Origin of the sequence: Limnospira sp. (assembly GCF_051859755.1) — a bacterium.
Taxonomy (GTDB): domain Bacteria; phylum Cyanobacteriota; class Cyanobacteriia; order Cyanobacteriales; family Microcoleaceae; genus Limnospira; species Limnospira fusiformis.
In genome coordinates, this window is the sequence record NZ_JBIMLI010000092.1 from 1 (window position 1) to 20,676 (window position 20,676).

Genomic DNA, 20,676 nt, shown 5'->3' on the forward strand with positions numbered 1-20,676 from the left:
CATTATTGAGTTGCGAATCTTTTTGGGTATTGTACCTTATTGTCCTAAGATGTAAAGCAAATCTTGGATTAAATTCTGGCTCCGACCCGATCGCTTTAGATATTCCTTGGGCCGAATATAATTTGTCCCGGTCTAATCATAGTAGCCCCTGCTTCTACGGCTAGTAAATAGTCCCCTGACATACCCATAGATAATTCTGCCATTTTGATATTAGACCAGTTTTGCGCCCCAATTTCAGCCGCTAACTGACGGGTTTTTTCAAAAACCGATCGCGTTTGGGTTTCGGTCAAGCCTTGGGGGGGAATTGTCATTAGACCTTGAATATTTAGGGACTCACAGGCATTAAGCTGGGGTAAATCAGCCAGTAACTCCGGGACTGTCCAACCATATTTGTTAGGATCTGGGAGGATTTTCACCTGTAGGCAGATCCGGGGACAGCGAGACTGTTCTCTAGCCAGGCGATCGAGTCTTTGGGCTAATTTCCAACTATCAACCGAGTGGAGCCAATCAAAATGAGCGATCGCCGTCGCCGCCTTATTGCTTTGTAGATGACCAATCAAGTGCCAAGTAATATCCCTGAGATCTTGCAATTGAAGTTGTTTCGCCTCTGCTTCCTGAACACGATTTTCGCCAAAATCCCTCACTCCGGCTTCATAAGCCAAGCGTATAGCCTCCACCGAAACCGTTTTGGTCACAGCGACCAGTCGCACCTCTGGGGGAATAGCAGCCCGAATTTGGGCAATTCTTTCAGCGATCGAATCAGTCATAGTCAGTCATAGTGGGTTAGTCAAGCTATAGAAAGGTCTGCTGATGAATTATTTGCAGTTTTTTATAAGGCTCCATTTGGCCAGTGCGTCGCAACATTCGCAAACGAATTTCCACTAACATCTTGGCATCGGAGCGGCTTATCGGTTCAAACTTCAAGCCAGCCGGTGATTGAGTCACCAAGAAAAATAGGCGTTGGGCGTAAAGGGTAGTAAATAATTCCTGATTATCTTCAACTGGGCAAACTTTAAAAAGTAAGCCAAAGTTGGGATGGTTCATGTAAGTTTCTGTTGTCATTCCGCCTCACGCATCAGCAAGCACTAACTTAGAAAAAAGGCAATTACCTGGTGTTACTCTGCTATTCGAGCCCGTCTATCAGAGATATATCCCAGAATCAAATAATCAGCCGATTTATCTTGACACTCTCAGGCGCACTTTTCAAGTCATAGCGCCTCGCACCGGGAAGCGGGGAAAGAGTGTTGGTCTTAAGATTCCCAGCCCCAAACCAAACGCATACCCCAAAATATAGTTAAGGCTAATAGGGCGACCCAATCCCACCAATTAATTTGAAGTTGATGCCACTCAACTCGATGTTGGTTAGGACTGGTAAAGCCTCGGACTTTCATGGCATTAGCAATTTGTTCTGCTCTCAATAATAAATTTTCTAGGAGTCGTTCTGCCACCAAAAGCCAAATTTGAGTCGCCCTTCGCCAGCCCAGTTTTTTCCAGTCGATCGCCCTAGTACGCACAGATCTATATAGGTTCTGAATTTCCTCAAGTACCAGGGGAAAGAAACGCAGGGACAGAGTGAGGGTGAGGGCTATTTCTGTTACCGGAATTTTCAGCCGTCGCAATGGTTTCATCAGGCTTTCGATCCCCACAGCAATTTCCTCAGAAGCCGTAGTCAGTAGATATAGATTAGTGCTGTAAACCAGGGTAAACAGCAAGGTACTAATCCGAACACCCAGATCCAGGGAATAGCGGGTAATAGTTAACGGACCCGCTGCCAGCAGAATATAACTATAGGCTGTTGGTTGAGGTAAACCCTCAGTCTCAGTCACCGAATCAGCGGCCGTTGTGGCATTTTCTCCCAGTCCTCCCACTCTCCCAAGACTTTGCATTTCCAAGGCTATCTCATCTCTGGGGAGGCGAGGTTGATGGCTAACACTCAACCCATCAGGTAGGATAGCACTTACTATCAACAATAAGCTACAGAAAGTTAATAGCCAGCCCATTTGTCGCTTCCACACCCGGAACGGAATTGCTGCCACTAGGGTAATCACCATCAATAGCACCACCAACCCCAACCGCCAAAGGGCATTAGAGAGGATCGGTGCAATGAGAAAGCTCATCAACCAGACTAGCTTAATCCGGGAATCAAGGCGATGAAGCCAAGTAATCGGTTGTTCTAAGTATAAACCGATAGGTAGCGATCGCAGTAGGTCCATTTTCTCAACAATTAACTATAGTTGGGGGGATCAATGCCAACTGGGCGCAACTGGTCAGTAATCAAACCTTAGTCGCCCGGTTAGAGGAATTTCTCTCTACTTCCCGCATAGCTTTACCCCGCCATAATAGTCTAATGGGAGTCCCAGCAAATCCCAATTGTTGACGGAACTGGCTTTCCATGTAGCGCCGATAATTATCCCCAAACCGTTTTGGGTCATTCACAAACAAGACAATTGTGGGCGGACTGGAGGTAACTTGAGTTCCATAGTAGATTTTACCCTGTCGTCCTTGGCGACTGGTGGGGGGAGAATGCCAACGGACTGCTTCTTCGATGACTTCATTAATTACCGATGTAGAGACTCGGCGGCGATTTTCTTCGGCGGCTTTGTCCACCAATTTAAAAATTTTCTCAACCCGCTGTCCGGTCATAGCGCTGACAAAAATCATATCTGCCCAATCGAGAAAATACAATCGCGATCGCATTACTTTTTCATACTCTAGGATCGTGTAACTATCCTTTTCCACCGCATCCCATTTATTTACCACAATCACACAGGCGCGCCCGTCATCAGAAATACGACCCGCCAATTTTTGATCTTGGTCTGTGACTCCTTCCACAGCATCAATGACAAACAACACCACATCAGCCCGTCGGATCGCCTTAAAAGCCCGGTTAATCCCAAAAAACTCCGCCCCATACTCAACGTGCTTTTTCCGGCGTATCCCCGCCGTATCTACTAGCCGATAGGTATTGCCATTATGTTCTACGATGGTATCGATCGCATCACGGGTAGTGCCGGAAATTGGACTGACGATCGCCCTTTCCTGACCCAGAAAAGTATTTAATAGGCTAGACTTACCCACATTCGGACGGCCCACAATTGCCACTCGCAATTCTTCGCTGTCCTCATTGTCTGTGGAAGCTGGTAAATTTTCAATCAAAGCATCCAGCAGTTCCCCCGTACCGCTACCATGAATGCTAGAAATCGGAAAAGGGTTTCCCAAACCCAATTCCCAGAATTGCGCCGCCTGAGTCAGTCCCTGGGTAGGAGATTCACATTTATTAACTGCTAAGAGGATCGGAACCTTTTGTTGTCGTAGCCAACTAGCGATCGCCTCATCCCCTCCCGTCGGTCCTGTTTGTCCATCCACCACCAAAATAGCCGCTGTCGCTTCTGCCAAAGCCATCAAGGCCTGTTCTCTAATTAGTGGCAAAAACTCGGTATCATCATCAAAGACTAACCCTCCCGTATCGACTACGGTAAACTCTCGATCCTGCCAATAGGCGGAACGATAGGTGCGATCGCGGGTCATCCCCGGTTGATCATGAACGATCGCATCTTGGGTTTGTGTAAGACGGTTTACCAGTGTAGACTTACCGACATTAGGGCGGCCGATAATGGCAACTATGGGTCGAGACATGGAACTTTCGCCTTATCCAGGCGTTGATAGTGCTAACCCTCTATTGTTACATACTCCGTCACCGTCGCTACCTGTGACCAGCGACCTGTGACCAGCGATCGCTCAACTCAACCTCACCCTAACTTAACAACAGCAAATGGAACGGGCAATTTCCGCATTAGGACTTGTAGTATTTGTAGTCCTCGCCTATTTATTTTCCGGCGATCGTCAGCAGATTCGCTGGCCTACCGTTTTCTGGGGCATTGCCCTGCAAATTTTATTTGCCATTGTGATTCTGAAAACCGCCATAGGATTCGCCATTTTCCAAGCCCTAGGCGCTGCTGTCACCCAGTTTCTCAACTTTTCCGATGCGGGAGCCCAATTTGTATTTGGAGACGATTTTGAGCAGCATTTCATCGCCTTTAAGGTCTTGCCGACCATTGTCTTTTTTTCCTCATTCATCACCATCTTATATCACTATGGCATCTTACAGAAAGTAGTCGAATGGGTAGCATGGTTAATGATGAAAACCCTCAAGACTTCCGGTTCAGAAACCCTCTCCTGTTCCGCCAATATTTTCGTCGGACAAACCGAGGCTCCCTTATTAGTTAAACCCTATATTGCCACCATGACGCGATCGGAAATCCATGCCATGATGACCGGGGGATTTGCCACCGTCGCCGGGGGAGTGTTAGCCGCTTATATTTCCTTTGGTGTTCCCGCAGAACATTTAATTGCCGCTTCCGTAATGTCCGCCCCTGCTAGTTTAGCTATTTCTAAAATATTCTATCCTGAAACCGAGCCTTCCCCCACCGCCGGAAAGGTAAAAATCGAAGTAAAACCCACTTCTGCTAATGCCATTGATGCCGCCGCCACCGGAGCCACTGAAGGCATGAAATTAGCCCTAAATGTCGCCGCCATGCTGATTGCTTTTTTAGGATTATTAGCCCTAGTTAACGGCGTGTTAGGATGGTTAGGAGCCGGGATAGGATTACCTCAACTTTCCTTGGAATGGCTATTTTCTTTTATCTTTGCTCCCGTCGCTTGGTTAATGGGTGTACCTTGGTCAGACTGCGCCACCGTCGGCGTGTTACTGGGTAAGAAGATTATTCTTAATGAATTTATCGCTTATTTAGACCTGAAACAACTCATGGAAAATGCCAATGTTGTAGGTACTACTGAACCCACCATTACTCCCCGGGGGATTTTAATTGCTACATACGCCCTTTGTGGATTTGCTAATATTGGCTCGATCGCCATTCAAATCGGTGGCATTTCCGCGATCGCACCAGAAAGACAAGCAGACCTAGCCCAATTAGGAGTCCGAGCCATGATTGCTGGTTCTCTCGCTTGTTTTATGACCGCTTGTGTGGCGGGTATGTTACTTTAACGCAATAGCAAAATCACCGTTTGTAGTGAGCCAACTATTACCCCCAAAATACCCCCCAGATTAACTATTCCTTGTAATTCACTTTTCACAATTCCATTAACTGCTACTTCTAACTGTTGTGGAGAAGTAGCCATTACCCGTTCTATAATCACTCCATCAAGATTCAAAATCGGAATCGCCTTAGCCACCAATTTCTCTAAGTCTTCTTCTAGGTAGCGTTCCAAAACCAGCGCCAACTCTTGACTAACTAATCCTAGGGAATTATTAACCACTGGGGAAGTTTGCAGCCGCTTTAAAATTAAGGCGGAAACCCTTTCCCAATCAATAGATTTAGTCAACTCCTGAATTAAATCTATACCCTGTTCTTGGACATATTCTCGCACAGTATCCCGGAAAGTTTTGCGTAATTGTCGCACCGTAGACAGCGGCAAATTTTGCATCGAAAGATTCTGCAACCACTCCTTTAGTCGCTCCCTAACACCCAGAGAAGTTAACAGTTTTTCCAGTCGGTGATTAGTTTCTTCTTTTTCATCCAGACAAAAAGTTCTTAACCGGGTTAAAGTCGTGCGGAGACCGAAAATATTAGCCACTACCCAATAGGTTCCCGTGCTTTGTTCCCGGAAGCCTTCGTCAATAATCGAAATATTGCGATCGGTCAGAAAATCAATTAAAGTCAGTCGGATAATTTCTGGGGGAATTACTCGGTCTAATAGCCATTCCGAAAGTTTTTGAGCCTGTTGGTCACTTAGTTGGAACTCCAACATCACTTGATCAAAAATCTGATTTAGCTGCGGCTCTAAAAAATCTTCCCGCCGCGCCATAACCCGCAATATCCTAGGTAAAGATTCCCCCAAAAAGTCCCTCAGAATACCTGCCAAAATTTTTGCGGTTTTCTGTTCTGTATCAGCTTTTACCTGAGCCAGCGCCAGTTGTAATAACCATAAAATCGTCGCTTCAATGCGTTCGGTTTTTAATAGGCGGCGCGCAACTTTCTGGAGTTCCTCTGGTGTCAGCAGGGACTGCATAATAGTATCAGAAACCCTTTTCGCCAGCCTTTCTTGGTTGCGGGGAATTAAACCGGGAGTAAAGGGAAGTTGAATTTTTCCGACCTTTTTGGCTTTATAGGGACGGAATAGCATTTTGATGGCTAGGTCGTTGGTAAAGTAGCCGATAATTCCCCCCAAAATTGGGGGAACGATAAAAATCGATACTTGAGATAAATTGACCATTATGCCACAACATTTCTGCAAATCCCAGGTAACTAGGACAACTGACGAATTGCCTTGTATATTCGCCTTTGTGAATTAGGGTGGTTGTTGGGATCGGGATGTTTCAGCTCATCAACCCCCTGATTCGAGAACCAATACTCCCATCATACCCCCTGCGATCGCATAGTGAGTAGCCCGACTAAAATTCGCTGCCTCTGCTAGGGCGACCTGTTGGGGACCCGTGGGGAATTTTTCTAGGCTAGGGTTAAGGTAGGCGTACTCAGCCTCTAGTCCGAAAGTATTAGCTACTGGAACAACAATGCGATCGAGATACCATTGTTGAAAGGTTTTAAAGGCATTTTCGGGACGGTGAAAATCTAAAATCGCCGCCGTCCCACCGGGTTTCAGGACGCGATGGAGTTCTTTCAGGCTGCGGGGAATGTCTACCACATTACGCAAACCATAACCCATGGTAGCACAGTCAAAGTAATGATCCGGGAAGGGAAGATCCAGTACATCTGCTTCTACCCAGGTAATGGGAGCCGGGGATAGGGTAAAGGGTGGTTGGCGATCGCCAGCAATAGCCAGCAGTTGACGGGAAAAATCCACCCCAACAACTTTTCCTGAGCTACCGACTTTGATAGCCAAAAGTCTGGTTAAGTCACCAGTCCCGCAACATAGATCTAACCCTATATGACCGGGACGAGCGCCACTCCAGTTAACCGCCATTTGTTTCCAAATGCGATGACTCCCAAAACTCAGCCAGTCGTTCATCTGGTCATAGACCGGAGCAATACGGTTAAACAGGTCTTGGATATGTTCTTCGGTTCTATCTAGCTTCATATTTTAAGTTGATTGGTGTAAGCGAGATAAAACTAGAGCCATTTCCTGAGCCACCAACTTAACCGTATACAGGTCATCTGGGGACAGTTGACAGGGTTTTTGCCATTGCAGGGAGAACACTGCGACCACTTGATTGCGATCGATAATGGGGGTACACAGGTGAGCTTGGATATTGGCGCTTTTATAGCGATCGCTTTCCGCTAGATCTGAGTTATTGGGGATATTTATTTCTCCCTGGGCGATTTTAGTAGCGATCGCTTCACTGACAATCGGATCATCAGCCAGCCAACCCTTCGCATCCTCCACGATACCATAGGCTCCGACTGTGGGAGCCAAACTATCTGAGGAAACCACTTGCAGAATCACCCCATCAGCTTCTATCTGTTCTCCAATAGCCTTAGCGATCGCCTGTAGAGTTTCCTCTATCTCCGTCGCCTTGAGTGCCATTCCCATAATATCGCTCAAGAGTTGGATTTGGCTGTTGGCTCGGCATAGTTGCTCTGTCCGCAGTTTCAGCAGTTCATAGGTTTCCGCCGCTCGTTGAACCACCGTTTTTAACTCATTCGGGTCCCAAGGTTTAGTAATGTATTTATAAACTTGGCCGGAATTAATCGCGTCCACCAAGTCTTCAATATCCGTAAAACCCGTGAGAATAATCCGCACCGTGTTAGGGAACTGGGGTACAGTTTTACTGAGAAATTCAGTCCCTTTCATTTCTGGCATCCGTTGATCAGATATGATCACTGCTACCTCCCCTTCCTGAGAGAGAATTTCTAGGGCGCGGACCCCGCTTTCCGCTTTAAAAACGCTAAAGTCTCTCCGAAAGGTACGATATAGCAAATCCAAATTATCTGGTTCATCGTCTACCACCAGCATCTTTGGTTTTTTAGGTCGTCTAATACTCATTAACTGGCGCTTAATGCTTTCTAGGTCTGGAGTTTCCGTTTCCATACTATTGTTACACTACGAGTGATTCCGTGCATTAGGGGATTTAGACTATTATCGCTTTAGCTGCTTTAACGGTTGCCCCTTGGTGTCAACCACAAAAACGTAATTTTGGTAATCTGGCATTTAAGCCATCTCCCAGATCGGGTAATGTTTGCCTCCGTCATGTCCTTAAAGATAGACGACAGAGCAACCGGCTGGCGTTCACCTGTTAGGTGTCATAACCCCCTTAACCTAGGTCTAATCCTTTACCTGCATTGATGATCAGTAATTTCTGGCTCCTGCCGAAAATTACCCGATGTTATGCAAGAGTAAGCTAGTCATTATCAACCCCAGGAAAATCAGAGCCACCCACAAAAATTGATTATCCTTCGTATTCACCTGAGTTAGATCAACCTCTGGGTCTGGTGATTTAGATTTGACTGGGGCTGCTTTCCCAGAAGTTTCTCGGCTTGATGATGCTACAGGAAATTTATCTGCGTTTTCTCCTAAGTTACTCAGATCGGGAATTTCGATTAACCCTTCCGAACCCTTATAGAGTTTGGGTGCTTCCAAAATTTCTAGCAACCGGCGCGACTGTTTCCTGGTTTGTAGGCTGGGATGAAATTTGAGGGTTTTGCAAAGAGCGATCGCCTTTTGTCTTTCCCCTAGGGCTTCATAGGCTGTTACCAGCCAAATCTGGACCTCGCCACCCAAGCCAGAGTTAGCCTCCACTGCATCTCTGGCTGTTTCCAAATGTACCACCGATTGGCGGTATCGACCCTGTTCAAAGGCTATTTGTCCAGATCTGTACTCATGCAAAATCTGATCTAATTCTGGTGAACTCACAACAAAAATGAACTTTCATAGTGCAACACATCAAGGGTGGTATCCCCTAGCAGTCGGATTTTAACTATGTTATCAACCCGACTACCAGAGCATACCCCTAGAACTCATCATAATTCTCAGGAACACCAGATGCCTGATTATCCTGACGAGATCCTAGTAGTTCAAGTTGATCAACCACAATCACCGGAGTCGAACGTGGTACACCCGTATTGCGGTCAGTCCATGTCTCAATCCTTAATCTTCCCTTGACTCCAATCAAACTGCCCTTACGGACATAGTTGGCAGCAACTTCAGCCGTCTTATCCCAAATGTCTAAATTAAACCAGTCTGGTTTATCGCTATTGCGACTACGACGATCAACAGCTAACGGTAATCGACATTTTACTGCTCCTGACTATTACAGTCGATAAGAAAGTCACCTTTCCTACCTCTGCTCCAGAACCGTGCGTGAAAGTTTCCCTTCACACGGCTCCTCAGTTACTCAGTCATCAATAGATACCTCTAGCGTCTGTGATATCATGGCAGTGTCCGTGTATTATCCTTCTCAGTTCGACAGTGTGTTATTGGCTCAATTACCATCAATGTGATCAGTTGCCATCACATTATCTACTGTCAAACTTCGATAGCATTGGTCGCACCGGGATAGTTCAATAGCCGCTCACTCCAATAAACGTAATCTCCATCAAACGGGCTTTTTTCCCCTTTGACTTTGACGTGCTGTTTGAGCATGGTTTGGCTATGTTTTTCCAGACAGTATTTGTGATCTGGTGTGATAAATTTCCATCCGATGCCTTGGTTGACTCCCCAGTAACTCGATATTACATCCGTGTTATTCTGATTTCGATTCCTTCTAAAGAAAGCCCATCCTCTCAGTTTGTGGAACAAAATACTGTCAATCTTACCAAAGGTTTCCTTACTACTCACAGTCGAGTAATATGACGACCACCCTCTAATGATTGGGTTTAGTGCATTGATCAGTTGTTCTTGACTTGAGTTTTTGTGACTTCCGATGATCTCATCTATTTTCTGTAGGTGGCGTTTTATTGCCTCTTTACTGGGTTTGATGATAGTTTGACAGCCTATTTTCTGCTCCGTGTTTCCCGTCGCGAGCGATCGCTTTTTGCTTGTGGGATATTGTCGGATATTGTACCCCAGAAAGTCCCAGCCTAGATTCCCATTATGTTCTGTAAAAGTGTGAGTAATGCGGGTGTTACTGTCTTTGAGTTTTAACCCCATTTCTCCCAACCAGGCTTCTATAGTTTCTTGTGCTGTCAGAATCACCGCAAGTTCTTCGTCCAATACCACCAAATCATCGGCATATCTGACCACTGTGGCTTTTCCATTCTGACAGTTTGCTACTCCACCCTTGAATGTATCCTCTAGGAGACTTTCCAAGCCGTCAAGGGCGATATTTGCCAATAGTGGCATCAATCCCCCTTGGGGTGTATCAGTCTCCGTCGGGAACAATTCCTTTCCGTCCATTACCCCAGATTTCAACCAGGCTTTAATTGGTCGCCTAAGTCTAGGGTAGGTATTTAGTTTGGCTAGTAGTTTCTGATGGTAAATTCCCTCACAGCATTTCTCAATATGTGCATCTAGGACATATTTATGATCTTCCTTAATGCCATTGAAAATTGCTGCGATCGCATCTTGAGCAGACCTTCCAGGGCGGAACCCGTAGGAATTCCGGTCAAACTTTGCCTCCCATTCCGGTTCAAGTGCCAGCTTAACCAGCCCTTGTTTGGCTTTTTCCATCATCATTAGGATACCAAAGGCGGGCTTTTCCTCCTTTCCTGGTTCAGGTATCGAGACCTGGCGGCGGGTTTGAGTTTTCTTTCCCAGTTTCAGGCAGTTAGCCAAATCTAGCTTCTCCTGATTCCTGAGTCTGTTTACCCCATCAACTCCCGCCCTCTTTTCCGTACCATTGTCCTGGATAAGTTCTCGCACCGCCAGGATTTTGGCATCCATGGCATTTGTCAACAACCTTTGCAACCGACGAACCGCCTTGACATCGCCACGTTCCGAGGCTCGATAGATTCTCTTTTGGAGCTTGAAGACATGGTATTCAACTTTTTTCCAGTTGATTGTCTCCCATCCATACATCGGTTTTACCGTGTTCATAGCTTATTAACTCTGACTTGATTATCCATCTCCAAGTAACCGTGACTCCGTGGGCTTATCCTCTAGTTTCCTAAAGGCCTTTGCTTCTGAGTCAATCTTTTCCAGCGCCATCATGCGGCTTGACTGCCTACTCGGTTATCGACCTGTCCGAGAGATGCACGCCGGATTACCCCGTTCCGAGTGTCTGCTTTGCGATGAGGTTAGAGTTCCACTATCCGCCGGGTTTCTTAGGGGATGCTCCGGGTCAAATTTCGAGTTGCCCAGCCCTTATCCTTGCCTTTTGGCGCAGCCCATAACCCATTTAGGCTGTCATCAATAACGACGGTTCAGACGTGGATTCAGTTAACCTTACTCATACTCATCTCAGCTAGAAGGGATTTCGCCATGGGTTGGCGATTACCTCCGTTACACCCCGCTTCACCAGATTGATAGTCAGTCTCCCCAGTGGGGGTGTCGCTTCGTCTGCATCACGACGGTAGGAATTGGTGAAACCCTCACCTACCCAAACACCCAGTTATCATAGACCTGTGACCGCTTGTCCTAGTCTACGCAGATGGCACGCTACCCAACTGGGCAACTTTTCCATCTAACGGGTCGCACCAAAATATTTGACATCCGGATCAGTTCCGGCTCGTCCTACCAGGGTAACAACATTTAGACTCATTCAATATCTCCGGTTAGTGATTTATAGGCAGCAGCCTCGCTCCCATTCTATCAAACCGTGAAGCAGCAAGTTGTAGGCATTTGCTCGGCTGTGGCTGTGCCAGCCTAACGGACAAACTGTGGCATAACTTCGGCGGCGGTGAACAGTCCATAAATGCCCCTTTGGTGCAATTTGACCCCGGCTTTTAAATAGCCAAAAGCTGGACCGCAGACATTGGCAGCCATGCTAGTTTCATCACCCAGAGTAAAGGTGTGGGTGGAGATTTTCCCCTCGAAGGTGCGACCAGTGACTTGTACATTGGTACTCAGGGGTTTTTTGGGGTTACGGGTATCGACAATTCCACCAACAGTAACGCGATCGCGAGAACAAATACCCGCCAATTCCAACATAATATCGTCGGCGTGTTCCATGTTTTCCAGTTTCAGCAAACCATTAGTTTTATCTAATAGGGCTTCTACTTCCGCATCTGTCATCGCCCTAGCTGTTTCTACGTTATAACCAGGAAGGTGGGCAATATCTTCCCTGATAGTAGCTCTGTAGGCTTCCCAGTTCGCTATACCTACCCCAAAGGTGATGTTAACGCTGTGAATTTCTGCATAACTTTGGGCAGCGATCGCCGCCGCCGCCGTGAGTAAACCCGGAGTCGCCCCACAACCGGTCATATAGGTGATGCCAGCCGCTTTTAACTCCTCCTGAAGTTCTAGGAGTTGTTCCACCGCGCTGGTACGCTTGAGGGCATCTACTAGAACTCCCTGCCAACCGGAGTTAATAAAGGCTTGGGCTACGGAAGCCATAAAGGTATTTGGTAAATTAGGCAGCGCCAAAAAGTAACCCTTTACTAGGGGAGCATGGTTAATTAAGTCAATAATACTCTGGGTGCTGTGGGTTCCGCCGGGTTCTATGTCTGCCACAGAACCGCGATCGCGATATGTCCTGATGCACAGGTCTGGATCTAGTCCTTCCGGGGAATAGATATAGCCCTTTTGATCTGCTGCTGCGACCCAGCACATTTCTTGTTTAGGGGTTAATACCCTAGCCGCCGCTTGTCCTAAACCACCAAACCCTAGGACTCCCACAGGTATGGGGTTATTGGTTAAGTCAGTATTTGGCTGATGATTCGTCATAAAATATGCTGTCAATTCGACAATTTATAATGGTCAAGCCGGAAATGTTGATCTTAATGCTGTTCCGGCAATCATTAATTTTAGGGTAATTTGAGTTAACATACCTTAATCCTTACCCAGGTGTGCTATACCATGCTCCACCTCGTCCTAGCTAGAAGCGCACAAAGTCCTAGTATCCTGGACAACACCGCCCCATCAAACTCTGACCCCTCACCGTGGGAACCCAACCCAATAGACAACAATTAACGTCAGTTAATCGATCGCCCCCAATACTTTCATACTTGCTTTTTGGGCATTGCTCAAACCTTTTACCCCGCAGATATTCGCCCTTTCGTAAAGTCTGGGTACTCTCAAAGTTTTGAGACATTCTCGCGTTGGGACATTCCAAAGTTTAATTGTCTCGTCCGCACTGCTACTGGCCAAGGTTTGACCATCGGGGCTAAAAGCTACTGCCAGCACCCAACTTTGATGTCCGTTAAAAGTAGCATAACATTCATGGGTCGTCACATCCCACAAACGCACCGTATTGTTTTCTCCTCCACTCGCCAATAGTTGACCGTCTGGACTAAATGAAATCAGGTAAGTCCAAACTTGTTGACATGGAAAAATTGCCAGACATTCTTGGGTCGTCACATCCCATAAACGCACCGTATTATCATTACTACTGGTAGCCAATATTTGACCATTAGGGCTGAAATTAACTGAGATTATCTCTCCCTGATGTCCGACAAATTTTAGGGGAGGTTTTTGGAAATCAATGTCCCACACTTGCAGAATATTATCACTCCCACCCACCGCGATTTTTTGACTATCAGGACTAAAGGCAACTGTAAATATTTTGCAAGGATAAGGGTTAATTTCCTTGATTAACTTGGGGGTCGGATTCACATCCCATAACTTAATAGTTCGGTCATTCCCGGCACTGACTAACAATTGATGATCGTAACTAAAAGCAACCGCATATAACTGGTTTGTGTGTGCCCTCAATGTACTTAAACATTTATGATGCTCAACACTCCAACACCTGACGGTAAAATCTCGACTAGCACTAGCGATCGTTTGACCATCTGGACTAAAAGCCACTGATTGTACTCGTTCTTTATGTCCCCGTAAATTGGCTAAAATCTCCCCTGTTTCTGTATCCCAACTCCTGACATAGTAATCATCGCTACCACTGGCTAATGTCTTACCATCTGGACTAAAAACGACTGAACGTATCCAATTACACCAGCCTCCTAAAATGCTGTTGAGCTTGATATTATTAATGTTTTCCACATTCCACAAACTCACCTTTTTATCAGCAGCACACATAGCTAATATTTTACCATCTGGTGTAAAAGCCAGTTCCTCTATCCAAGAAGTATGTTCTTGTAAAGTATTGAGGAGTTGGGGATGATGAATATCGCTCACGTCCCACAGTTTCGTCGTGAGATCGCCACTTCCACTAGCCAGTATTTTGCCATTGGGACTAAAAGCTAATCCTCTGAGATCGCTATCGTGTGCGGAGATACTAGCAGCCAGAGAAGTATTATTTATATCAGCAATTTGCCAAAGTTTAATGGTTCCGTCAGCACTCCCACTAGCTAAGACTTGACCATCATAACTGAAAGCAACACCCCATACTTCTTCTTCATGGTCTGGTAAAGTTTTCAGGCATTTAGCATTAGCCACATCCCAAAGTTTGATATTTGTGTCTTTGCTTGTGGTTGCCAAAATTTGACTATCTGGACTGAAAACTATTCGATTAATCCAACTGGTGTGTCCTGGGAGACACGCCAAACATTTACCATTATTAATATCCCATAACTGTACTGTACCATCTACACTACCACTCGCCAATATTTTGAGATTAGGACTCAAAAATATTTTCATCTTGGGCATTAAAGGAGCATCACATAAAAAATCAGGCTCTATCAGTACGCTTTTGAAACATTCATGGTTTGCCAGATTCCAAAACTTGACGATTTTATCATAACTAGCACTGACAAGAATTTGCCCATCCTCATTAAATTTTAGGGTTTTGATGCTGAGGCGATGCCCTGTCAATGTGGCAATTTTTGAGCCATCGGCAACTCGCCAAATATGAATTTGACCAGATTCATCACCTGTGGATAAAAGTTTACCATCAGGAGTAAAAGCTAATGCTCTAACTGTATTCATAGATTCCATAAAAAGACAGTTAGTTAAAGTGGCTTTTACTAAACTTACATCCTGCAAACTAGCACCCCTAAAATCAGCGCCCAAAATCACGGCATGACTGAGATCGCAACCCTCCAAAGCAGCCTTGTCAGTTTTCAAAAGCAGGGTGATTGCATTCCCGCCAACATAGCCGACTTTTTCTAGGGTTTTTCGCCGTGTCGCCTTCACTACTTCCCGCAAGCGATCGCAAATATCCTGTAAGTTTTCCTCATCAGTGTTGGTCACCGGACGCAGCATCGGCAATAATAAATCTAGCACTGCTTTCGCCAGAGGCATTTCCCCAAAGGTAGTTCGCAAATGTGCCAAAGACTCCGTAGAAAACATATTGAGAGGCGAAATCAAAATCACTTCTCCGTTAACATCAACTTCGCGGCGAAAATAATTAGACCAAGTGTAGTTTTGAGCGGTTTTCTGTGGATTTACATGGGACTGTGGCTGTGCCACCTCGACGAAATCGGGAGCCAATATCCCCAATTCAGCAGCAAACTTATAAGCGACAAAAAACTCTAATAAGGAACGGTGAGCCGGACTATAATCCCCATCTTCATTGCGAATTAACATCGTCTGACCCATCATATCATAATGCCAGTGATCTAAATCCTTTTGTTGTTGCACTTGCGACTCAAACAAGCGACGAATGCGATCGGGAAACTCCCGATAATTCAAACTCATTCGATTCTTAGATAGCATCTCCCAGGAGAGTTCGCACAGAAAATAAAGTTTATCTGCCAGAGAAGTAAATGTGCGCTTTTTCTGTATATCATGCTGCATTTTGCGGGTAACTGCATAGAGATAAATTCTGGCTAAATCGATCGCTTTTCCCGCTTCGATATCCGGCAAGGCTTTCAGTATTAACTGACTCATGACCGGACGGCGAGCCAAATCCACAAGTTGGGGATTATTCATGACTTTTTTCACCGTGGCGGGTGAGGCTTCAAAGGAGAGAGCCTGACGAATTTGCTGGTTACTAAATTTTTTTAATTCCAGAACTTCAAACTGTGGCGGTTCTCCGGTTAATGCTGCCACGGAAGCCTGTAGTTCTGCATTCAGCAAAGCACGTCCTTCTTTGGCTTCAGGAAAATGCTCCGTCCGACAAGTCAAAATAACTTTAGAACCAGAGACTACAGTTTGAGCCAATTCCCAAAAGTTATTAATCATCCGCTGTCGGTCAATTTTGGCAGCCATCTCGTCAAAGCCATCAAACATGACCAACAATTTGCCCTGGCGGTTGAGCCATTCAAAGGCAGAATAACCCCCTCGCAAGGGGATTTCATGTTGCCGGAAAAAGAACTCAGAAAACAGCGATTCCATATTAATGGCACTGGCATAATCTCGCAAGAGAATAACTATGGGCAATCGCGGGCGTTCCACTCCTTTATTTTTGGCTTTTAAGTAGCGGTTTAATTGTTGCCCGGCATAATGAAAAATAAACCAGGTTTTGCCTGTGCCAAACTCACCCAAAATCGATAGATGTTTTTTGGCGGTATCGTCAATCCACCTATTAACATAACCATCGATCCAGCCATCGTCTTCGTCGTAGTGGCTGACTCCTAATTTATGCTTGGTAGAGGGGTCAACTTCCTCTTTTATGCAGGCGAGAGGTACATATTTATGGTGGATACCTCGCCGTTGAATTTCCTGCTCTAGCCATTGACAATAGCCACTAAAGTCTGCTTCTTGGTCGATAAGTTCGTCGAATGTGTAGCAAAATAAGTTTTTATTTGGGCTTTTTTGGGCTGCATTTCTGGCGGCTTTACTGACTCGACGGACAGCGACTAACCATCCCTCGTTGGTGCGTTGGTTTTCCACAGACTGACGCAAAGCATTAAAATCGGAAATTTCTGCTTCCCCTTCTACTCCCCGGACGAGAATGCGATCGTATCCTCGGCGGGCCTTAATTTTGATGATCCACTCAAAAAATCGATTTCCCTCGATTACTTCTTGAATATTGTAGCGCGAATCAAATTCATAATCCAGAATTTCAAACCATTCTCGCATCTGTTGGGGAAAGGCAAATTGGCAGCGATCGCGATCGGCTTTGATGGCCTGTTCCACGACTAACCGAAAATTAGTGCGGGTTACTGGTTTAGCAAATAAATCGGTTAGTATTTTCCATAATTTGGCGGCTTCTTGTCTGATATAAACTTTATTAAAATTAAGCAGGATTTCGATGTCGTCATATTTTTTGCCCTGCCAAGACCAACAAAAAATTTGTTTTTGCAAGTCGCTAATACGTTTGCCTTGGCGATCGCATGAATATTTCTGATTAACAAACTCAAAGGCCTCTTCTGGAGTCATGGCTGATACTCCCCAAGTTTGACATGGTAAAAACTAACTTATTATAGACGGTTTCCTGGCTCCCAAGCCAGAAAATTTGACCAAAATCCCATTGTTTTGCCCATTTATTGAGATTTCATCTCACAAAGCGGCTAAACCCTACCTAACAAAAACTAACTTTTTTCCCGATCATTTTCTAACCCAGAGCCTCAACTGCCACCGCGATAATTGGATTGTTAATGCGATCGGAGGAACTAGCCATGTTTTCTGTGGACACAGATACCAAAGAAATCAGCGGATTGCTGGGAACAAATCCCAATGCGATCGCTCGCAGTGATGGGGATATTTTAGAGTCTTTCAATGCCCATGGACTACCAGTAACGGGGGCTGTCGAGCCAGTGCTTCTCCCAACGTTGGTACCAGTTGAGGGCGATCGTCTTGTGATGGATCTGGATATATCCGTTGACCAAGAAATAAATCCGGCGGAAACGGATTCTCACACCGCGCCGTCGGTAGATTCGTTAACGGGAATGGCCTTAGCCAATACTTACGAACAATTACAGCAATTTGCCAATAGCCCAGAGTTTCTCTCTCAGATGAGCATTGCTTTTGGAGATGATTTTGATGTTGAGGCGGCTCAGGATTTGGCAGATAGTTTGACTAATGGTACTTTTGAGATGCCACCGACTACGGTTGTTTCTGTTGCTGATATCAACGGATCTAACGGAGCTTTTGCGGCAGCAACTAACAATATTTATCTGGCCAGTGAGTTTGTGGCTGAGAATGCTGATAACCCAGAAGCGATCGTCTCAGTGCTGCTGGAGGAAATAGGGCATTATATCGACTCGCAGATTAACATCTCCGATACACCTGGAGATGAGGGTGCGATTTTTTCCGGTCTCGTCCAAGGCCGGGAATTTGATGCCGGGGAACTTGAGGCATTAATGGCAGTAGATGATACCGCCACTGTGATGATCAATGGCGAAGCTACTCTAATAGAGCAGTCATCTTCTCGTACTCCTTTACTGACCCAACAAAATGCAAACTACTTTAGGAATCGTCCTCAGTTCTACACGACTGGTAACATTTTTGCTCAGTCGATGTTTGGTTCTAGTTTAGTTGGTGGTCGTGGTCATACAGAAGGCAACTGTACTTGGTATGCACATGGTCGGGTGAAAGAGTTAGGAGGTAGTGTTGCGGCTTTAAACTCAATGCGGGGTAATGCTAATCAGTGGCATACACAGCTATCTAATGGCGCACGTATCGTTAGCGACCCTCAACCAGGTGATATTGCTCAGTGGACGAGGAATGGGCAAAATCACGTCGCTGTTGTGGAAAGGGTTTACCAGCAAAATGGTGTAAGGCGGGTAACTCTTTCGGAGTCACACTACAGGAATAATTTTGATGGTGGTGGTGCAGGAACTTTACACCGAATAGTTGACTACACGGCAAATAACCCTGATCGCTATATCCGTGTTCCTGGCGTTTTAGCTAGCACTCCGTCTCCACTTCCTACTCAGCCTTCAACGAGTGCATTCCGAGGTACTGTAGATGGGGCGCTCAATATCCGCAGCGGACCGGGGACGAACAACTCGATAGTTGGATCTCTGAGCCCTGGTCACAGTCGCACTTTTGACGCTGTGGCACGAGGCACAATGCATTGGGACGCTCGCGAACAGCGAAATGATAACCGCTGGTTCCGTATTCAAAACACCAATCAGTGGGTTTCCGCTTCTTTCATCACTGGCAATCCACTGTTCACTGGCGCAGCAGATACCACTCTCAATATCCGCAGCGGACCAGGGACAAACTTCTCTGTCGTCGGCTCTCTAAGCAATGGCAGTCGTCGCACTTTTGATGCTACAACTGTAGGCACAACCCATTGGGATACAAGGGAAAGGAAAAACGAGAACCGCTGGTTCCGTCTTCAAAATACCAATCAGTGGGTTTCCGCTGCTTTCATCACTGGTGATCCCACTTACTAAAACCTGGGTGATGCCATAGAGTTATCTACCCTGGCTAGGGACTCGATTCTGATTGATTTTTGAGTCATCAGGTAGGATGCCTGGCTAAGGTAGTTAACGCCGATCGCACTTAGAGCAATCCTTCCAGAAAAAAGGCGGCACCCGGATTTGAACCGGGGATGGAGATTTTGCAGACCTCTGCCTTACCACTTGGCTATGCCGCCACCACTGCGATTTACTAATATATCACAACCGCTGGGGAAACTGCAACTTTTTTCGCCAAGAATTTACACTCCTCTGTAATCGAGGCGATAACCAGCTATCGTATTGGGGATATATCGGTAGTCGTCGCTGCAATTGCCAACCTTTCCGGTTGATAATTTGGCTGAGGGTTTCCGGGTTAATGTGGGGATAGTCCGGGTTGACTACATCTTGGGGACCGATTCCCCCTAGGTCTCTGGCTCCGGCTTCCAGACATTTTAATAATATCTCTGGTTCCATGACTAGGTTGGGGGGAATTTGCACGGTGATTTCTTCCGGGAGAATACGGCGGGCGATCGCCACTACTTCCGGTAATTGGCTAAGATTAAATCCGTACCCTGGCTGCGCTTGTCGGCTTCCTTCGCTGTAGGGTTGCACAATCACCTCTTGAATGTGACCAGAGCGATCGTGACTTTTGGCGATCGCTTCTAATGTCCATCCCCAGTCTGAGGGACTTTCCCCAATTCCCAAAAGTAACCCAGTCGTAAACGGAATTTTGAGTTCCCCAGCCCAATCAAGCTGCTGTAACCTAATACTAGGAACTTTACTAGGCGCGTGGCGATGAACCGTTTGTAAAAGCTCCCGAGTCATTTGTTCCAGCATTAACCCCATCGACACATTAACCTGTTTTAATCTAGCCATTTCCTCAAATTTCAGCGGACCCGCATTAGTGTGTGGCAAAAATCCCCAATTTAGGGCTTCATCGCACAACTCATAAATGCGATCGTACCAAGCCTCTCGCCGGGGACTGTTCGGGTGTACTTCCCCACTCAGAATCAAAATCTCCACTACTCCCTGTTCACATAGTCCCGCCAGTTCCTGTTTCATCTCCGCCATAGTTAACCAAGGACTATCTCCCGGTTCCTTGCGGAAATTACAGTAACTACAGCGGTTAAAACACTCATAGGTCGGAACTATCGTATAAGCCGGAGAATAGGAAACCAACCTAGACATCTGACTAAACATTAGTTTTGCTTATCCTAAATATAACTAAATACTTTGTTAAACCCCTTTACAAACCTTAACGGAGTGTGTCATATTATAGACACGGTAGAAAAACAACTGCCGGATAAGTACCTCGAAAACTCAATATAGCAATCATATCCAACATGACTACTACCATTCAGCAGCGCGAGAGCGCCAACGCTTGGGAACGCTTTTGTAGCTGGGTAACATCCACCAACAACCGCCTTTATGTAGGCTGGTTCGGTGTTCTGATGATCCCTACCCTACTAAC

14 protein-coding genes, 1 tRNA gene and 2 pseudogenes are annotated in these 20,676 nt (G+C 45.9%); 3 read left to right on the plus strand and 14 right to left on the minus strand.

The features are described from left to right. Positions 1 to 95: 95 nt before the first annotated feature. The 4 genes from ACTIE0_RS15660 to der form a co-directional block, all read right to left on the minus strand. Positions 96 to 767 (minus strand): YggS family pyridoxal phosphate-dependent enzyme, encoded by a 672-nt coding sequence (locus ACTIE0_RS15660; protein WP_006623349.1) that lies wholly within the window; start codon positions 765 to 767, stop codon positions 96 to 98. 25 nt (positions 768 to 792) lie between these two features. After that, positions 793 to 1,062, minus strand: a complete 270-nt coding sequence (gene pipX, locus ACTIE0_RS15665; RefSeq protein WP_006623348.1) for a transcriptional coactivator PipX — start codon at positions 1,060 to 1,062, stop codon at positions 793 to 795. 188 nt (positions 1,063 to 1,250) lie between these two features. Further along, positions 1,251 to 2,213, minus strand: coding sequence for an energy-coupling factor transporter transmembrane component T family protein (locus ACTIE0_RS15670; protein WP_006623347.1), 963 nt, complete (start codon positions 2,211 to 2,213; stop codon positions 1,251 to 1,253). 61 nt (positions 2,214 to 2,274) lie between these two features. Then, positions 2,275 to 3,636, minus strand: a complete 1,362-nt coding sequence (gene der / locus ACTIE0_RS15675) for a ribosome biogenesis GTPase Der (protein WP_006670724.1) — start codon at positions 3,634 to 3,636, stop codon at positions 2,275 to 2,277. 136 nt (positions 3,637 to 3,772) lie between these two features. Between der and ACTIE0_RS15680 the strand changes: the two genes are divergently transcribed. Then, positions 3,773 to 5,005 carry a NupC/NupG family nucleoside CNT transporter gene (locus ACTIE0_RS15680; RefSeq protein ID WP_006623345.1) on the plus strand — a complete coding sequence of 411 codons (1,233 nt, stop codon included), beginning with the start codon at positions 3,773 to 3,775 and terminating at the stop codon, positions 5,003 to 5,005. Here ACTIE0_RS15680 and ACTIE0_RS15685 read toward each other — a convergent pair. The 8 genes and pseudogenes from ACTIE0_RS15685 to ACTIE0_RS15720 all read right to left on the minus strand — a co-directional run bounded on the left by ACTIE0_RS15685 (position 5,002) and on the right by ACTIE0_RS15720 (position 17,235). Beyond that, positions 5,002 to 6,234: a DUF445 domain-containing protein gene (locus ACTIE0_RS15685; RefSeq protein ID WP_006623344.1), complete on the minus strand. Its 1,233-nt coding sequence runs from the start codon at positions 6,232 to 6,234 to the stop codon at positions 5,002 to 5,004. The two genes, ACTIE0_RS15680 and ACTIE0_RS15685, sit on opposite strands and share 4 nt — an antisense overlap. 111 nt (positions 6,235 to 6,345) lie before the next feature. After that, positions 6,346 to 7,056 carry a bifunctional demethylmenaquinone methyltransferase/2-methoxy-6-polyprenyl-1,4-benzoquinol methylase UbiE gene (ubiE, locus tag ACTIE0_RS15690; RefSeq protein WP_006623343.1) on the minus strand — a complete coding sequence of 237 codons (711 nt, stop codon included), beginning with the start codon at positions 7,054 to 7,056 and terminating at the stop codon, positions 6,346 to 6,348. A gap of 3 nt (positions 7,057 to 7,059) precedes the next feature. Next, a complete protein-coding gene (locus ACTIE0_RS15695) occupies positions 7,060 to 8,007 on the minus strand; it encodes a response regulator (RefSeq protein ID WP_006623342.1) in 948 nt (315 codons plus the stop codon). A gap of 285 nt (positions 8,008 to 8,292) precedes the next feature. After that, positions 8,293 to 8,829 (minus strand): hypothetical protein, encoded by a 537-nt coding sequence (locus ACTIE0_RS15700; protein ID WP_006623341.1) that lies wholly within the window; start codon positions 8,827 to 8,829, stop codon positions 8,293 to 8,295. Positions 8,830 to 8,926: 97 nt separating this feature from the next. After that, positions 8,927 to 9,208 (minus strand): annotated as a pseudogene (gene ssb / locus ACTIE0_RS15705) (single-stranded DNA-binding protein); the annotation flags it as partial. Positions 9,209 to 9,441: 233 nt separating this feature from the next. Next, complete coding sequence (locus ACTIE0_RS15710) at positions 9,442 to 10,950, minus strand: reverse transcriptase N-terminal domain-containing protein (protein ID WP_006670725.1); 1,509 nt, start codon at positions 10,948 to 10,950, stop codon at positions 9,442 to 9,444. 768 nt (positions 10,951 to 11,718) lie between these two features. Continuing rightward, the gene (bioU, locus tag ACTIE0_RS15715; RefSeq protein ID WP_006670726.1) at positions 11,719 to 12,738 is read right to left on the minus strand and encodes a (S)-8-amino-7-oxononanoate synthase BioU; all 1,020 of its coding nucleotides are present in this window, start codon (positions 12,736 to 12,738) and stop codon (positions 11,719 to 11,721) included. 252 nt (positions 12,739 to 12,990) lie between these two features. After that, positions 12,991 to 17,235 carry an NACHT and WD40 repeat domain-containing protein gene (locus ACTIE0_RS15720; protein WP_439516930.1) on the minus strand — a complete coding sequence of 1,415 codons (4,245 nt, stop codon included), beginning with the start codon at positions 17,233 to 17,235 and terminating at the stop codon, positions 12,991 to 12,993. A gap of 239 nt (positions 17,236 to 17,474) precedes the next feature. Between ACTIE0_RS15720 and ACTIE0_RS15725 the strand changes: the two genes are divergently transcribed. Then, complete coding sequence (locus ACTIE0_RS15725; RefSeq protein ID WP_439516931.1) at positions 17,475 to 19,199, plus strand: CHAP domain-containing protein; 1,725 nt, start codon at positions 17,475 to 17,477, stop codon at positions 19,197 to 19,199. 132 nt (positions 19,200 to 19,331) lie between these two features. On the opposite strand, the gene ACTIE0_RS15730 is transcribed toward ACTIE0_RS15725, so the two are convergent. Both ACTIE0_RS15730 and cofG read right to left on the minus strand, forming a co-directional pair. Further along, positions 19,332 to 19,402 (minus strand) — tRNA-Cys (locus ACTIE0_RS15730). Between the two features lie 22 nt (positions 19,403 to 19,424). Next, positions 19,425 to 20,405, minus strand: a complete 981-nt coding sequence (gene cofG, locus ACTIE0_RS15735) for a 7,8-didemethyl-8-hydroxy-5-deazariboflavin synthase subunit CofG (protein WP_439516932.1) — start codon at positions 20,403 to 20,405, stop codon at positions 19,425 to 19,427. Between the two features lie 143 nt (positions 20,406 to 20,548). Here cofG and ACTIE0_RS15740 point away from each other — a divergent pair. Continuing rightward, positions 20,549 to 20,676, plus strand: a pseudogene (locus ACTIE0_RS15740) (photosystem II q(b) protein); the annotation flags it as partial.

Coding starts and splice junctions, on each gene's coding strand:
- cofG (WP_439516932.1), bottom strand. CDS start 20,405: ATGTTTAGTCAGATGTCTAGGTTGGTTTCCTATTCTCCGGCTTATACG.
- ACTIE0_RS15685 (WP_006623344.1), bottom strand. CDS start 6,234: ATGGTCAATTTATCTCAAGTATCGATTTTTATCGTTCCCCCAATTTTG.
- pipX (WP_006623348.1), bottom strand. CDS start 1,062: ATGACAACAGAAACTTACATGAACCATCCCAACTTTGGCTTACTTTTT.
- ACTIE0_RS15670 (WP_006623347.1), bottom strand. CDS start 2,213: ATGGACCTACTGCGATCGCTACCTATCGGTTTATACTTAGAACAACCG.
- ACTIE0_RS15680 (WP_006623345.1), top strand. CDS start 3,773: ATGGAACGGGCAATTTCCGCATTAGGACTTGTAGTATTTGTAGTCCTC.
- der (WP_006670724.1), bottom strand. CDS start 3,636: ATGTCTCGACCCATAGTTGCCATTATCGGCCGCCCTAATGTCGGTAAG.
- ACTIE0_RS15695 (WP_006623342.1), bottom strand. CDS start 8,007: ATGGAAACGGAAACTCCAGACCTAGAAAGCATTAAGCGCCAGTTAATG.
- ACTIE0_RS15725 (WP_439516931.1), top strand. CDS start 17,475: ATGTTTTCTGTGGACACAGATACCAAAGAAATCAGCGGATTGCTGGGA.
- bioU (WP_006670726.1), bottom strand. CDS start 12,738: ATGACGAATCATCAGCCAAATACTGACTTAACCAATAACCCCATACCT.
- ACTIE0_RS15720 (WP_439516930.1), bottom strand. CDS start 17,235: ATGACTCCAGAAGAGGCCTTTGAGTTTGTTAATCAGAAATATTCATGC.
- ACTIE0_RS15710 (WP_006670725.1), bottom strand. CDS start 10,950: ATGAACACGGTAAAACCGATGTATGGATGGGAGACAATCAACTGGAAA.
- ubiE (WP_006623343.1), bottom strand. CDS start 7,056: ATGAAGCTAGATAGAACCGAAGAACATATCCAAGACCTGTTTAACCGT.
- ACTIE0_RS15660 (WP_006623349.1), bottom strand. CDS start 767: ATGACTGATTCGATCGCTGAAAGAATTGCCCAAATTCGGGCTGCTATT.